The organism is Shewanella sp. DC2-4, from assembly GCF_013248875.1.
Taxonomy (GTDB): Bacteria; Pseudomonadota; Gammaproteobacteria; order Enterobacterales; family Shewanellaceae; genus Shewanella; species Shewanella oncorhynchi.
Window position 1 is genome coordinate 5005696 of sequence record NZ_JABRVR010000002.1, and the last position, 14551, is coordinate 5020246.

Sequence of the window (14551 nt, forward strand, 5' to 3'; positions counted from 1 at the left end):
TCACTTGCAAGAGGTTAGGGCTTAAATTTAGGCTAATTTTGCAGTGTTAGGCTGCACAGTAGCGGCTATGCAGAATCGAAATCACTTGGGTGACTTGCTCGTTTTTGAGTTTATAGTAAACAATCTGCGAGCTCTTACGGGTATCCACGAGATCTTCTGCGCGTAATACGGCTAAATGCTGGGATAGGGCCGACTGGCTTAATGGCACTGTGGCGTTGAGCTCGGTTACGCTCAACTCTTTGTCTAGTAATAGACATAAAATCATTAGGCGATAAGGGTTCGCTATGGCCTTGAGCCATTTAGCCGCACTTTCCGCATTAGTTACCATTGCATCTACATCTATGTCATTTTGCATAAGGTCACTCACTTTATCGCTTTTGATTAGATAATTCTAATTGAACACATGTGTTTACGCAATCATACTGCTCGGCAATGCAGATCTCAATTTTTGCATCTCAGAATATGAGATACGACTGATTTGTGATCCTATCAGAGGTTTATTTAACGTAACCTTGCCACAATGGTGGTATTACTCAGTGGATCGGGAATTGCCTATGACACGCGTCCTCGTACTTTATTTTACCCGTGGTGGCCATACGGCCAAGATTGCCAGTGCAATTGCCGAGCAATTAAGATTTCGTGACGCTAAGGTTGACCTCATCGATATCAACAGTGCTGCTGCGACTTGTATTAATTGGCCTGATTATGATGTCGTTGCCTTAGGTGCCTGCGTGCTCTATGGCACCTATGATAAGAGCGTTTTTCAATTTATTGAGCAGCATGCACAGGCTCTGGGCGCATTGCCAAACAGTTTTTTCTGCGTCAATGTTGTGGCGAGAAATCCTGAAAAACGTATCCCTGCAAATAATAAATATCTGCAAAAGTTCATTGCGTTATCGCCATGGACGCCTGCTGATCTTAAAATTATTGCGGGCAAAGTGGATTATCCTTCATGGCCTTGGTATGACAGATTGGCGATTCAGTTGATTATGAAGATGACTAAGGGTCCAACTGATCCTAAGTCAGTTATCGATTATACCGACTGGGCAGATGTGAAAGTCTATGCTGATCATCTGTTGGAATTAGCTGACGTTACTGCAACAGCTTAATAAAAAAGGCGCTTAACAAGTTAAGCGCCTTTTTAGTATTCAAGCTCTACTGAATTAGTACTTCCAGAAACTCGGGTGAAACAACACCGCCACGGTTAAGATTTCTAAACGACCGAGGAGCATGCCGAGTGACAACGCCCATTTAGCGACATCGGGTAGCGTTGAGAAGTTACCTACAGGTCCAATAATCGGGCCTAAACCAGGGCCCACGTTAGTGACTGCCGTAATCGCGCCCGTGAAACTGGTCATAGGATCGAGACCCGTGAGCACTAAAATCACTGACAAGCCTACAATCACCATCACAAACAGCAGTACGAAAGTGATCAGAGAGCGCACGATATCATCACTGATGATGCGGTTGTTGTAACGTTCCCTAAAGATACCGTTTGGATGACATTGCTGTTTCAATTGCTCGCGCATAATGGCCCCAGCAATTTGAAAACGGAAGATCTTAATCCCGCCCGAAGTTGAGCCAGAGCAACTACCGACAAACATTAAAAACAGGAAGGCGATATTGGCAAAGGCGCCCCAAGCACCGTAGTCCGTTAAGCCATAACCTGTAGTGGTGACTACCGATACCACGTTAAAGCTGGATAAACGCAGTGCATCTAGAAGTTCAATGTCGCGGGTTTGCCACAGCCAGAAGCCAATAGAACAAGAGACAAACGTGAGGAAAAATAAGAAGCCTTTGACCTGAGCATCGTTCCAAATCCGTAGATCCCTTTGCTGTATGGTTTGTACAAACATGAGTAGTGGCAAGCCACCTGCTGCCATAAAGAAAGTCCCAACCCAGTGTGCAGAGTTGGAGAACGCCGCCATTGAGCTATCTGAGGTCGAGTAGCCACCAGTCGAGAGGGTGGTCATTGCATGATTGATGGCCTGAAACCAAGTCATTCCCGCCAGATGATAGGCAACACAGCAGATACTCGTTAGTAAAATATATATAAAGAATAAATACTTAGCCATGGTTTGAGTGCGAGGCACTGCTTTATCGCTCCAATCGGATGATTCAGTGCGGAATAGCCGCATCCCGCCAACGTTTAAGAAGGGCAGAATCGCCACCGCCATTACGATAAAACCAATCCCACCTAGCCATTGCAATAAAGAGCGCCAGATTAAGATACTGTGATCCATAGTATCCAACCCTGAGAGTACTGTAGAACCTGTGGTCGTGATGCCGGACATGGTTTCAAAGAAGGCGTCGGTATAACCAATACCGTGATAAAGGGTAAATGGCATGGCCGCGAATAGGCTTACGATCAACCACGTTAGGCTGGTTAGCAGAAACATATCGCGGATATTGAGGTTAATGCTTTTGCTCTGGCCATTGTGTAAACACAGGCTTGAGCTAATGCCAGTGACTAATGCCGACACCATAAAAGAGCCCACCGTTTCCTCACCTTTGTATGCGGCGAGGAGCAGTGGGATCAGCATGAAGGCTGTCAGCATCGACAAAAACAGCCCTAAAATAAACAATAGCGGTCTAAAGTTCAGCATAAGTTGGCTTACTAAGGTTCTTAGAAGAAGAAAGCACTTGGTTGGAAAAGCTTCTCGACTTCACCGACAAACTTTTTATTCACTAAGAACAAGATCACGTGATCCCCTTGCTCTATCACGGTTTTATCGTGGGCCATCAGCACTTCATCATTGCGGACAATGGCGCCAATCGTTGTCCCCGGTGGCAACTTAATATCACCAATGGCTTTGCCAACGACTTTAGAAGTGCTGGCATCTCCGTGGGCGATGGCTTCAATTGCCTCGGCCGCCCCACGACGTAGAGAGTAAACGTTACAGATATCACCCTGACGAATATGAGTTAATAGTGCTGAAATCGTCGCTTGTTGTGGTGAGATTGCAATATCGATGTTGGCTTCTTGCACTATATCCACATAGGCTTCGCGTTGAATAAGCACCATGACCTTTTTCGCGCCCATACGTTTTGCTAGCAGAGCGGACATAATATTGGCTTCGTCGTCATTGGTGACCGCAATAAATACGTCGGTTTGGTCTATGTGTTCTTCGAGCAGTAATTCTTGATCTGAGGCATCACCGCAGAACACTGTGGTATTTTCCAGCTGCTCCGATAAGGCTTCGGCACGTTCTAATTTATGCTCAATCAGTTTGACCGAGTGGGTGCGCTCAAGGCGTTTTGCTAAGCCTAGGCCTATGTTACCGCCACCAGCGATCATAATGTTGCGGTAGGAGTTATCGAGCTTTTGCATTTCGCTCATGACAGCGCGAATGTGGCGACTGTCTGCAACGAAGAAGACTTCATCATCGGCTTCGATAATGGTCGTTCCGCGAGGCATAATAGCGCGGCCTTGGCGGAAAATCGCCGCGACCCGGGTATCAATATTGGGCATGTGTTCGCGAAGTGCCGCTAATGCATTACCCACCAGTGGGCCGCCGTAATAGGCTCGAACAGCCACTAGGCTCAACCGGCCTTCCGCAAATTCAAGCACTTGCAATGCGCCTGGATATTCTACGAGTCGCTGGATGTAAGCGGTCACTAACTGTTCAGGGGCGATTAATTCATCGATCACGAAGCCGCCGCGGGGGCGACCGTCGCTATTTTTGGTTTCACTGTCGATAAAGAGTTTATCGCGCATCGCCAAATACGGTTCTGAGCGGATACGGGCAATTTTAGTCGGCGTACCAAAAAGGGTATAGGCAATCTGGCAGGCAGCCATATTGCATTCATCACTATTGGTTACGGCGATAAGCATGTCGGCATCTTCTGCGCCCGCTTCTCTGAGCACATCAGGGTGAGCGGCATGGCCCGCTACGACGCGAAGGTCATATTTATCTTGCAGGGCGCGTAATCTGGATTTGTCATAATCGACAATGGTGATGTCATTGTTCTCACCCACCAAATTTTCGGCCAAGGTTCCCCCAACTTGACCCGCACCTAATATGATAATTTTCATGGCCTTGCTTACTTCCTAATCAGTCGCTTTCAATAAACGGGCATAATAAAACCCATCCATATTGTCTTGTCCTGGCGTGATTTGCCAACCTATATCCTGTGGCGAATTTTGCTGGGCAAGTGTGTCTAGCTTAGCATCTACCGTTCTATCTAAAAACGCACTGATCTGGTCGCGGTTTTCCTGCGGTAAAATCGAACAAGTGGCATAAAGAAGCGTGCCACCGGGTTTTAGCCACTTCCAGCAATGATCGAGAATTTGCTGTTGTAGTTCAGCCAACTCTTCGATGTCATGGTTTTTTCGCAACCATTTAATATCGGGATGGCGGCGGATCACTCCTGTGGCTGAGCAAGGCGCGTCCAGTAAGATACGATCAAATTGTCCGCCTTGCCACCATGAGTCTATGTTGGCCGCATCACCATGGATAAGCTCCGCTTTTAATGATAAGCGGTCAAGGTTCTGTTGCACACGCTCGAGGCGTTTAGCATCAAAATCAACAGCCACTAATTTGATACTCGGCTCAAGTTCGAGTAAGTGACAACTTTTGCCACCGGGTGCCGCGCAGGCATCGAGTATTAATTCATTCGCTTGCGGGGCTAGTAATGTCGCCGCCCATTGTGCCGCGCCATCTTGCACTGATGCTGCACCTTCATGAAAGTGTGGCAGTGTGGCGACATCCTTTGGATGCGCTAGGAGAATGGCATCGGCACTGCTGCCTTCGCTCGCTTCAATGTCGATTTCGGCTAAAGCTGCGAGGTATTCGGCACGGCTCTGGGATAAGCGATTGTTACGCAGCCACATGGGCGGGCGTTCATGGCTTTGTTGAATGATGTCTTGCCATTGCTCGGGATAGGCTTCTTTTAAGCGCTTAATTAACCAAGCGGGTGTGTTATAGCTTAAGGTATCTGATTCTGTGCTTAGCGGCGATAGCTGGCGCTGAATATTGCGCAGTACACCATTAACCACTTTGACCATGCCTTCAAATTTTAATTGGCGACAGGCTTCGGCAGTTTCTGAAATTGCGGCGTGGCTTGGAATACGAGTGAAGTACAGTTGATAGCAACCTACGATCAGGAGCTGGTGGATAATCCTTTGTTTGCCTTTAAGTGGTTTCTCTAGGCATTCACTGATGCGTTTTTCTATTTGTGGCAGAGTGCGCATCACGCCGTAGCAGATCTCGGCAAGTAGGGCTTTATCTTTGCCGCTGGCAAGATGCTTTTGTTGATCAGGCAATGCCACTGACAGTGACACGCCTTTTTCTAATACTTCGAAGATGGCTTTCGCAGCAAGCGCGCGCAAGTTCATGATTATTGTGCCTCGTGTGCGAGGCGAGTATTCGGGCTAAACCATTCACCTCGAGCATTGAGAATATCAGCAACATTGAGTGGCTTTTTCCCCGGAAGCTGCATACTCAGCAGGGTTAACACACCATCAGCGGTGGCAACGTCTATGCCTTTTTTGCTGGCGCTGATAATAGTGCCTGGAGCGGCTGTGCTGGTGGTTTCGCTGACTTGAGTTTGCCACACTTTTATAGTGTTACCTTGGTGCTCAAAGTAACTCACAGGCCAAGGATTAAAGGCACGGACTTCTTGCCATAACTGTTTAGCGGATTTATTCCAGTCGAGTCTAGCTTCTTCTTTGCTGAGTTTTTCTGCGTAGTTCGCTAAGGCTTCATCTTGTTTTTCAGCGGCTAAGGTGCCATTTGCCAAACCTTCGAGTGCTTGCAATAGGGCAACGGGACCTTGTTCTGCCAGTTTCTCGTAAAGGCTGGCTGACGTGTCGTTATCTTCGATCGGCAGATAGGTTTTAAGCAGCATGTCACCTGTATCTAAACCCACATCCATCTGCATAACGGTCACGCCGGTTTCTTTGTCGCCGGCCCAAAGTGCGCGTTGGATCGGTGCGGCACCGCGCCAGCGTGGCAAAATAGAACCATGAACGTTAATACAACCTAAACGCGGTGTATCTAACACGACTTTTGGCAAGATCAGACCGTAGGCTACGACCACCATGATATCGGCGTTGAGTGCGGCAAGTTCTTGTTGCGCGGGTTCTTTACGTAATGAGCCGGGTTGAAACACTGGAATACTATTGGCGATAGCGAGTTCTTTTACTGGGCTGGCGGTCAGTTTCTTGCCGCGGCCAGCGGGTCTATCGGGCTGAGTGTAAACGCCAATCACATTGTGGTGTGAGTTCAACAGTGCTTGTAAGTGGCGAGCGGCAAAATCCGGTGTTCCGGCAAAGATGATGTTGAGTGGTTTCAAATCTGATCCTATGCTTCTTTGGCGTCCAATCGGGCCGCTTTTTCAAGTTTTTGTTTGATCCGCTGACGTTTTAGCGGCGACAAATAATCGACAAACAATTTGCCTTTGAGGTGATCCATTTCGTGTTGAATACAAATGGCAAATAACTCATCGGCCTCAACTATAAATTCGTTACCGTGTCTGTCTAAGGCTTTTACCGTGACAAATTCGGCGCGATCGACTTTGGCGTAAATCCCCGGAACCGACAGGCAACCTTCTTCATTGCAGAAGTCACCGCTGCTGGCGATAATTTCGGGGTTGATAAACACTTTGGGTCGTTCGACTTCATCCTGTAAGTCCATGACAATAAGTTGTTTATGGTAATCAACTTGGGTCGCGGCCAGACCGATACCTTTTTCTTGGTACATGGTTTCGAACATATCATCAATTTGAGTCTGCAGTTCGGCATTAAACTCTGTGATGGGTGTGGCTTGTGTTCGTAATCTTTCGTCAGGGAATTGTAATACTTTTAATAGTGTCATACATAAACTCTTAACAAGTCTGTCAAATCTCTGCCAGTTAGTTATACTGACTGATGCTAATGAGTTAATTTTAATCTTTAGTGCCTACCAATAACAGTAAAAGCTCAAACTAAGAGTTAAACAACATGGAAATACCCATGAAACGGTTAATTTTACTCGCGTTAATGACATTCAATTGCACGTTTGTTGCCGCAGATACCCTGACGCTTAAGGCGGGGCATCCTGAGTCATATGTAGTGAAAAAGGGCGATACTCTTTGGGATATCTCCGCCGCGTTTCTGAATGACCCATGGAAATGGCCAAGTCTTTGGGATGTAAACCCACAAATTGCTAATCCCCACCTTATTTACCCTGGCGATCAACTCACTCTGGTATTTATTGATGGTCAGCCCCGCCTTGTGCGTAATGGTGCTACTGTTGATAGTGCTAAACCCCATGTAAGAAAGAGTCCCGAGGGACGTGTCATTGCTAAGAGTAATGCTATTCCAGCCGTTGATTTAGCCTTGATTGAACAATATTTAGTGCAGAATCGGGTCGTCGAGACTTACTGGCTTACTGAGCAACCTATGGTGCTGGCAGGTGAAAGTCCATCGCGTCACCATATTGTGGGTGATGTGATTTATATTGATGCTGAACTGCCAATAAACCAAAAATATGGTATTTACGAACGCGGTCGCGAGTTTTTCAATAAAGAGTCAGGCGAAGCGTTAGGACAAGAAGCCATTTTGTCGTCTACTGGGCAAGTGATTGAGTCTGGTAAGGTTTCAAAAATTAAGTTGCTAACGAGCTTTCGCGAAACCAAAGCAGGCTTCAGAGTATTGCCGATGGAAAGTGATTCCTTGATGTCAGCTTACTTTACTCCTAAACCTGCGGAATTAAAGATACCGGCTTTAGTGTTAGCGACAGAATCAAATTTGCGTGAAGCGGGTAAGTTGAATGTCGTGTACTTAGATAAAGGCACTCAGGATGGCGTCGAGCCTGGGGTGGTATTTTCTATTTATCGTGATGGTGAGGTTATTGTTATCAACAATGACGGTACGCCTGTCCCTGCAATTGAACGTACTGCCTATGATAACCTAATGGCGTCAGTCTCTTCGGATCGTGCAGTTAAGATGCCGGATGTTTATCATGGTAAGTTGTTAGTGTTTAAAGTGTTTGATAAGGCGAGCTTAGGTTTGATTGTCTCCACCGAGCGGCCTGTTCGTGTCGACGATAAGTTAATCGCCCCAGAATCTTTAGCCTTAAGAGGTCTATAATCTCTGAAAATTTGGTCGATTGGTTAGTTGTTTGTGCTGTATCTGGGCTAGGACCCGCTCGGATCCAACAATTATTAACGCACATGGAAGTGGACGACCTCAGACAAAGGTTAGAGCATGAGAGACAAGCGCTACCTTTATCTGATCATCTGCTCCATAGCCTTGTTATTGATTATCAAAAAGTGGATGTCGCCCTCGAATGGCAACAGCAAGCCGCCGATCATCATCTGCTTTGTTTCTCTGATCCGCTTTATCCCCCATTATTAAAACAGCTCTCAGATCCGCCCGCCGTCCTATTCGCTAAAGGTTGCTTAGAGGCGTTAGCCCTTCCTTATCTTGCGATTGTTGGCAGTCGTAATGCTTCTCCTGGCGGATTGCAGGTCGCTTACCAACTGGCTGCTGAGATGTCCTCAATGGGATTTGGTATCTGTAGTGGCATGGCGATGGGGATTGATGGGGCGGCCCATAAAGCCTGTGTTGACCATCAAGGGCGCACTATTGCCGTACTAGGAACGGGCATAGAGATCATTTATCCACGAAAACATCGACAGCTTTATCATGATATTCAGCGGCAAGGCTGTATACTTAGCGAGTTTTGGCCTGATACTGGTCCCTTTGCGGGTAATTTCCCGAAACGAAATCGCATTATTAGCGGTCTTTCTTTAGGGACACTTGTGGTTGAAGCTTGTCGCAAAAGCGGCTCTTTAATCACTGCTAGGTTGGCGATGGAACAAGGGCGTGAGGTGTTTGCCGTTCCGGGCTCAATCTTAGGTGGTTACCATCAAGGCTGTCATGATTTATTACGTGATGGAGCAAAGCTTGTGGAAACCGCTGCCGATATAGTGGAAGAGTTGGCAAGTTTAACCGCTTTCCACCTTGAAGAATTGAAGTTATGCCACCATATACAGCAAGGCGAGATTTGTAATTTGCCATTTTCGTCTCTGTTAGCTAGTGTAGGTTATGAAACTACATCAATTGATGCAGTCGTTGAACATAGTGGAAAAACGATAGATCTGGTGTTAGAACAAATGCTTGAACTTGAGTTGCAAGGTTGGGTAATAGCAGTACCCGGTGGTTACGTCAGAGTAAAGAGGAGCTAGCCATGTTTGATATCCTCATGTATCTATTTGAAAACTATGTTCACAGTGAAGTTGAACTACTAGTTGATGAAGACGAGTTAACCAAGGAACTCACTCGTGCCGGATTTCATCAATCCGAGATTTTAAAAGCGTTAACTTGGTTAGAGCGCTTAGCTGAATTACAAGAAGGGGATAAACCTTATCTTTGTAATCACGATCAGCATTCGTTTCGTATCTATACAAAGGACGAAATGGACAAGCTGGATGTGGAATCCCGCGGTTTCTTGCTGTTTTTAGAGCAAGTTAAAGTGCTGAATGTCGAAACCCGTGAAATGGTGATCGATAGAGTTATGGAGTTGGATGAACCAACCCTGATTTTAGAAGATCTCAAATGGGTTATCTTAATGGTACTGTTTAATGCTCCTGGCCATGAGTCCGCTTATGAGCAAATGGAAGATTTAATCTTCGAACAGCCCGAAGGCCGACTGCATTCTTAATTGTTGTGAAAGATGAATTATGAGAGAAAGGAGGCTAAGACCTCCTTTTTTGATGCCATAAATTCCTTGATGGCACTGCGCTTGATATCCTAATGCGCTACGACAGGTGGTGAATGATTATGTCTAAGATTGATGAACAATTATTTAGTGCCCACGAACACGCACTGGAAAAAGAATACGAACTTTGCCCTGAATGTGGCAGCGAGTTATCGGTCAAACACAGTAAGCACGGCGGTTTTATTGGCTGTAATAATTACCCTAGCTGTAATTACACTCGACCCTTAGTGCAGCACGAATCCATTGAAACTCAAGTGATTGAAGGTTCTGTATGCCCTGAATGCGGTCACGAACTGGCGGTAAAGTCTGGGCGTTTTGGGATCTTTATTGGGTGTACTCAATATCCTAGCTGCACGCATATTGAAAAACAGGATCAAGCGAGTGACAAGCCTGAAATTCCTTGCCCTGAATGCAAAGCGGGTAAGCTTGAGCACAGAACGAGTCGCTTCGGAAAGAGTTTTTATGCCTGTAGTGCTTACCCTAAGTGCAAGTTTATTGTGAATTATCCTCCGGTTGCTGAAGCTTGCCCGAGTTGTGGTTTTGGGATCTTGGTCGAGCGTAAAGGTGCGGCTGGGATGCGTTTAGAATGCCCGCAAAAAAGCTGTAAATACAAAAGACCACTTTAGTTTATTGTGTGACCTGCATCTTAATATTTGGCCGATGAAAGTGGCTTGCGTATAATCCTCGGCTGACCGCTGATGGGGCGGTCAGTATTCGAATTTATCCAATAATTTGATTGTTGAAATCGACAATACTCAAAAGGTGATCCTAAGATGTTGCAGCTGCACCCATCTGACATAAAAGATATTGTGCTTAACGGTGGTGTTATCGCTTATCCAACCGAGGCCGTTTATGGCCTAGGTTGTGACCCAGATAATGACACCGCTATCCAAAAGTTATTGGCGGTAAAACAGCGCCCATGGCAAAAGGGACTGATCTTAGTCGCCAGTGATTTTCAGCAGCTTTTAGCTTATGTTGATGAATCGCAATTAACGGCTGAGCAGCTCGAGTTTGCATTTTCCAAGTGGCCGGGGCCTTTTACCTTTGTAATGCCAATCAAAGCGCAGGTTTCAAAATACCTCTGTGGTGAATTTGACTCTATCGCAGTGCGAGTGTCAGCCCATACTGGGGTGCAAGCCCTGTGCCGCGCACTCAATAAACCTTTAGTGTCGACCAGCGCTAACCTTGCGGGTGAAGATCCAGCATTAACTGCCGATGAAATTCTCGCAGATTTTACAGGTAAAATTGATGCACTCGTATTAGGTGAACTCGGCGAACAACGTCAGCCCTCGACCATTATCGATGCGCGAAGCGGTAAGATTTTACGAAATGGACAATGAGCAAACCAATAATAAGGATAACAAGATGAGTGTGCCTGATGTTGCAGTGGTAAAAGCGTTTTTAATCGATCTACAAAACCGAATTTGTGCTGGTTTACAGGCGCTGGATGGCCAAGCCACGTTCGCCGCCGATTCATGGACTCGCGCTGAAGGTGGTGGTGGTACTAGCCGAGTATTAACCCAAGGTGCAGTGTTCGAGCAAGCTGGGGTTAACTTTTCCCATGTGACTGGTGCTGCTATGCCTGCGTCGGCTACGGCGCATCGCCCTGAGTTAGCGGGCCGTAGTTTTGAAGCTATGGGCGTTTCTTTAGTGATTCATCCTAATAATCCTTATATCCCAACGACTCATGCCAATGTGCGCTTCTTCATCGCTCAAAAAGAGGATGCCGATCCCGTGTGGTGGTTTGGCGGTGGCTTTGATTTAACGCCTTATTATCCGTTCGAGGAAGATGTGCGCGAGTGGCACCAGACTTCTAAGGATATTTGCGCGCCTTTCGGGGATGAGGTTTATCCCAAGTATAAGAAATGGTGCGATGAGTATTTCTTCCTACCGCATCGTAATGAAACCCGCGGCGTGGGTGGATTGTTTTTCGATGACTTGAATCAAGCAGGATTCGAGCAAAGCTTTAGCTTTATGCAAGCTGTAGGTAATGGCTTCTTAACGGCCTATGCGCCGATTGTCGAGCGTCGTAAAGAGACTGAATTCGGTGAGCGTGAGCGTCAGTTCCAACTCTATCGTCGTGGTCGTTATGTTGAGTTCAACTTAGTCTACGACAGAGGCACTTTGTTTGGCCTACAGACGGGCGGCCGTACCGAGTCTATCTTAATGTCGATGCCGCCATTAGTACGTTGGCAATATGCTTATACACCAGAGGCGGGAAGCCCTGAGGCAGATTTGTACGATAACTACCTCAAACCCCGTGACTGGGTTTAGCCAGTAATCTTAAAGAGTGGATGCGATGTCCACTTTATTGATTACGCATATGATCAGCCAGAGTTGAAATCGCCTCAAAGATGGCGGCTCGATGCTCTGGCTTATTAATGTTTTCTTCAATCGCAAATTTCATACAAAACAGCCATTGATCCCGCATCGCCTCATCGACGGCGAAATGCATGTGCCGTGCTCGCAATGCGGGATGACCATATTTCTGCTGATAGAGCTGCGGCCCGCCGAGCCAACCACTTAAAAATTCGAACAACTTCTGCTCTGATTCCGCAATTGGCGCTCTATGAATGGCAAGCAGTGTTGTCGTTTCTGCAGAGCTTGCCATCTTCTGATAAAAACATTTGGTGATAGCGCGGATCACTTTTTCGCCGCCGATTAAGTCGTAAGCGTTAGATTGGCTCGGATCGCGATCATCCTGCGGTGGAGTGTGTTTGCTAAAAATCTTTTTAAGCCAGTTCATTGAAATAGTCGTTCACTAAAATAGAGAGTATTGAGCCGATGGCGCATTATAGCGTGAAACCCAGCGTAAAATTTAGTTGAACATAATTCGTCTTGCCTAGGCTCAAAAGCGCGGTAGACTGCAAAGCCATTGAACCTAAAATTTAATATCGCTATGACAGACAGATACGCAGTGTTTGGCAATCCAATTAGCCACAGTAAATCGCCGTTCATTCATGGACAATTTGCCGCGCCCACCCAAGAGTTATTAACCTATGAAGCCATTCTTGCTCCGGTCGATGGTTTTGAAGCCTCACTGACGGCGTTTTTCAATGCGGGCGGCAAGGGCGCGAATGTGACAGTGCCTTTTAAGGAGCAAGCTTTTGCGCTGTGTGACAGTCTCAGCCCAGAGGCCAAGCTTGCTGGCGCGGTAAACACCTTAAGTTTATTGGCCGATGGCACTATTCGCGGTGATAACACCGATGGTTTAGGGCTGGTGGCCGATCTCATCGCTAACTTAGGCAGCCTGCAATATAAGCGCGTGTTACTTATTGGTGCTGGTGGCGCGGCGCGCGGTTGTATTCTGCCGTTATTAAATGCGGGAATTGCGCAGCTGATCATCAGTAATCGCACTCACACTAAGGCACAGCTTCTGGTCGATATCTTTACTTCGGTGGATAACGGTGCTTTCGCAAATAGAGTCACCGCCGTAGAAATGAATGAGCTTGTGGGCGAGTTCGATGTCATCATCAATTCAACCTCGGCCAGTCTTGCGGGCGAGTTGCCAACTTTGCCAGCGCATATCATCACCACCCAAACTGTTTGTTATGACATGATGTATGGCGCCTCGGTCACCGCGTTTAACCAATGGGCGCTATCTCAAGGTGCAGCTAAGGTTATTGATGGGCTCGGCATGTTAGTCGGACAAGCGGCTAAGAGTTTTACCCTATGGCGAGGTATCGAGCCCGACACTCAAGTGGTATTAAATCTTTTGCGGGATAAACTCATGGCCGAGCCTAAGTAGGAAGCATGAATCAAAGTATTCTTTTCCCCGAACTGCAATATTGGGACGACGCCCACAAGCGAGTCTGCTTTATCGCGCAGTCACAGGGGATGAACATCAAGTGCTATATCAGTGTGAATAAGTTAGCCGAGCTGAATGATTTCTCTGAACAGCCGAGTGCCAATGAAGCCGCCGCTATGCTGGCATTGTTTGATGCGGTGAGATTTGATGCCGAAGAAATGGCGGAAGACTTAATTGAAGCCGAAGAGTTTGATGAGTTTGGGGCAGTACACTTAGGCTAAACTTATCGAACTTAGATAGTTTTCTGAATCAGCGAATAGCAAAAGGCGGTAGAGACTCAATGAGTCTCTACCGCCTTTATTATATAGCTATAGTGACACTAAGCGACTAACTATAAGAGATTGGCTATAAGTGATTAGATGTTTTGTAACTCAACTAAGTATTCGTTTTTCAGTCTGACATAGTTGTCGGCAGATTCTGGCAAAAAGGCAATTTCGGCAGTCGTTAATGGGCGAGCCTGCTTAACTGGGCTGCCTACATATAAATAGCCACTCTGTAATACCTTGCCCGGTGGCACTAAAGAACCAGCACCTAAGATCACATCATCTTCTAAAATCGCACCGTCGAGAATAATCGCACCCATGCCCACTAATACTCGGTTACCGACTTTGCAACCGTGAAGCATAGCCTTGTGACCAATAGTCACATCATCACCAATAATCAGTGGATGACCATCGGGACGAGCAGCTGACTTACGCGTTACATGCAATATGCTACCGTCTTGTACGTTCGAGCGTTTACCAATACGAATATGGTTAACATCACCACGCGCCGCCACCATAGGCCAAATACTGGCATCAGTATCTAACGCAATATCGCCAACAAGCACCGAAGCTTCATCTACATATACGTTATTGCCTAATTGAGGATGAATACCTTGGTAAGTTCTGAGTGGCCCTGACATAGAAAAGTCCCTAATTGAGTGGTTTTTAGCATTATAAAGGTTAAAAACTAGCGGGTCAGGTCAAATATCCAACGAACAGTGAGAAAATGACAATTATCTTAAAAATAGGGGTTGCGGACTTTCTTAATCTCC

At 46.5% G+C, this 14551-nt stretch carries 17 protein-coding genes; 9 read left to right on the forward strand and 8 right to left on the reverse strand.

The annotated features are described in order from the left end of the window. Positions 1–46: 46 nt before the first annotated feature. Positions 47–355 (reverse strand): metalloregulator ArsR/SmtB family transcription factor, encoded by a 309-nt coding sequence (locus tag HQQ92_RS22625; RefSeq protein ID WP_105250823.1) that lies wholly within the window; start codon positions 353–355, stop codon positions 47–49. Between the two features lie 199 nt (positions 356–554). On the opposite strand from HQQ92_RS22625, the gene hemG reads away from it, so the two are divergent. Beyond that, positions 555–1109 carry a menaquinone-dependent protoporphyrinogen IX dehydrogenase gene (gene hemG, locus HQQ92_RS22630; protein ID WP_105250824.1) on the forward strand — a complete coding sequence of 185 codons (555 nt, stop codon included), beginning with the start codon at positions 555–557 and terminating at the stop codon, positions 1107–1109. Between the two features lie 54 nt (positions 1110–1163). On the opposite strand, the gene HQQ92_RS22635 is transcribed toward hemG, so the two are convergent. From HQQ92_RS22635 to def, 5 genes are read right to left on the reverse strand one after another with little or no spacing between them, the layout of a single operon-like run. Then, entirely contained in the window at positions 1164–2606 is a 1443-nt protein-coding gene (locus tag HQQ92_RS22635) for a TrkH family potassium uptake protein (RefSeq protein ID WP_173248512.1), read from the reverse strand. Between the two features lie 20 nt (positions 2607–2626). Continuing rightward, the gene (gene trkA / locus HQQ92_RS22640) at positions 2627–4036 is read right to left on the reverse strand and encodes a Trk system potassium transporter TrkA (RefSeq protein ID WP_105250826.1); all 1410 of its coding nucleotides are present in this window, start codon (positions 4034–4036) and stop codon (positions 2627–2629) included. Between the two features lie 15 nt (positions 4037–4051). Further along, entirely contained in the window at positions 4052–5338 is a 1287-nt protein-coding gene (rsmB, locus tag HQQ92_RS22645) for a 16S rRNA (cytosine(967)-C(5))-methyltransferase RsmB (protein ID WP_173248514.1), read from the reverse strand. Positions 5339–5340: 2 nt separating this feature from the next. Further along, positions 5341–6297 carry a methionyl-tRNA formyltransferase gene (gene fmt, locus HQQ92_RS22650; RefSeq protein WP_105250828.1) on the reverse strand — a complete coding sequence of 319 codons (957 nt, stop codon included), beginning with the start codon at positions 6295–6297 and terminating at the stop codon, positions 5341–5343. A gap of 8 nt (positions 6298–6305) precedes the next feature. Continuing rightward, entirely contained in the window at positions 6306–6818 is a 513-nt protein-coding gene (gene def, locus HQQ92_RS22655) for a peptide deformylase (protein WP_206766142.1), read from the reverse strand. A 125-nt stretch (positions 6819–6943) separates the two neighbouring features. Here def and HQQ92_RS22660 point away from each other — a divergent pair, with 125 nt between their 5' ends. The 6 genes from HQQ92_RS22660 (at position 6944) to hemF (ending at position 11981) form a co-directional block, all read left to right on the forward strand. After that, complete coding sequence (locus HQQ92_RS22660; protein ID WP_173248516.1) at positions 6944–8074, forward strand: LysM peptidoglycan-binding domain-containing protein; 1131 nt, start codon at positions 6944–6946, stop codon at positions 8072–8074. Positions 8075–8157: 83 nt separating this feature from the next. Further along, positions 8158–9174, forward strand: coding sequence for a DNA-processing protein DprA (gene dprA, locus HQQ92_RS22665; protein WP_173248518.1), 1017 nt, complete (start codon positions 8158–8160; stop codon positions 9172–9174). A 2-nt stretch (positions 9175–9176) separates the two neighbouring features. Continuing rightward, on the forward strand, positions 9177–9650 hold the full coding sequence (locus tag HQQ92_RS22670; protein ID WP_006083793.1) for a DUF494 family protein: 474 nt from the start codon (positions 9177–9179) through the stop codon (positions 9648–9650). A 119-nt stretch (positions 9651–9769) separates the two neighbouring features. Continuing rightward, positions 9770–10333 carry a type I DNA topoisomerase gene (locus HQQ92_RS22675; protein ID WP_173248520.1) on the forward strand — a complete coding sequence of 188 codons (564 nt, stop codon included), beginning with the start codon at positions 9770–9772 and terminating at the stop codon, positions 10331–10333. 147 nt (positions 10334–10480) lie between these two features. Continuing rightward, on the forward strand, positions 10481–11047 hold the full coding sequence (locus tag HQQ92_RS22680) for an L-threonylcarbamoyladenylate synthase (RefSeq protein WP_105250832.1): 567 nt from the start codon (positions 10481–10483) through the stop codon (positions 11045–11047). 25 nt (positions 11048–11072) lie between these two features. Further along, a complete protein-coding gene (hemF, locus tag HQQ92_RS22685) occupies positions 11073–11981 on the forward strand; it encodes an oxygen-dependent coproporphyrinogen oxidase (protein ID WP_105253029.1) in 909 nt (302 codons plus the stop codon). Positions 11982–12015: 34 nt separating this feature from the next. Here hemF and HQQ92_RS22690 read toward each other — a convergent pair whose 3' ends face one another. Beyond that, positions 12016–12453 carry a group II truncated hemoglobin gene (locus tag HQQ92_RS22690; RefSeq protein WP_173248522.1) on the reverse strand — a complete coding sequence of 146 codons (438 nt, stop codon included), beginning with the start codon at positions 12451–12453 and terminating at the stop codon, positions 12016–12018. 153 nt (positions 12454–12606) lie between these two features. On the opposite strand from HQQ92_RS22690, the gene aroE reads away from it, so the two are divergent. Together aroE and HQQ92_RS22700 are read left to right on the forward strand one after the other, a co-directional pair. Beyond that, positions 12607–13455: a shikimate dehydrogenase gene (aroE, locus tag HQQ92_RS22695; protein ID WP_173248769.1), complete on the forward strand. Its 849-nt coding sequence runs from the start codon at positions 12607–12609 to the stop codon at positions 13453–13455. Positions 13456–13460: 5 nt separating this feature from the next. After that, positions 13461–13736, forward strand: a complete 276-nt coding sequence (locus tag HQQ92_RS22700; RefSeq protein ID WP_113941387.1) for a DUF1488 domain-containing protein — start codon at positions 13461–13463, stop codon at positions 13734–13736. Positions 13737–13870: 134 nt separating this feature from the next. Here the strand turns inward: HQQ92_RS22700 and HQQ92_RS22705 are convergent, their stop codons facing one another. Then, positions 13871–14419: a gamma carbonic anhydrase family protein gene (locus tag HQQ92_RS22705; RefSeq protein ID WP_173248524.1), complete on the reverse strand. Its 549-nt coding sequence runs from the start codon at positions 14417–14419 to the stop codon at positions 13871–13873. Positions 14420–14551: the final 132 nt, after the last annotated feature.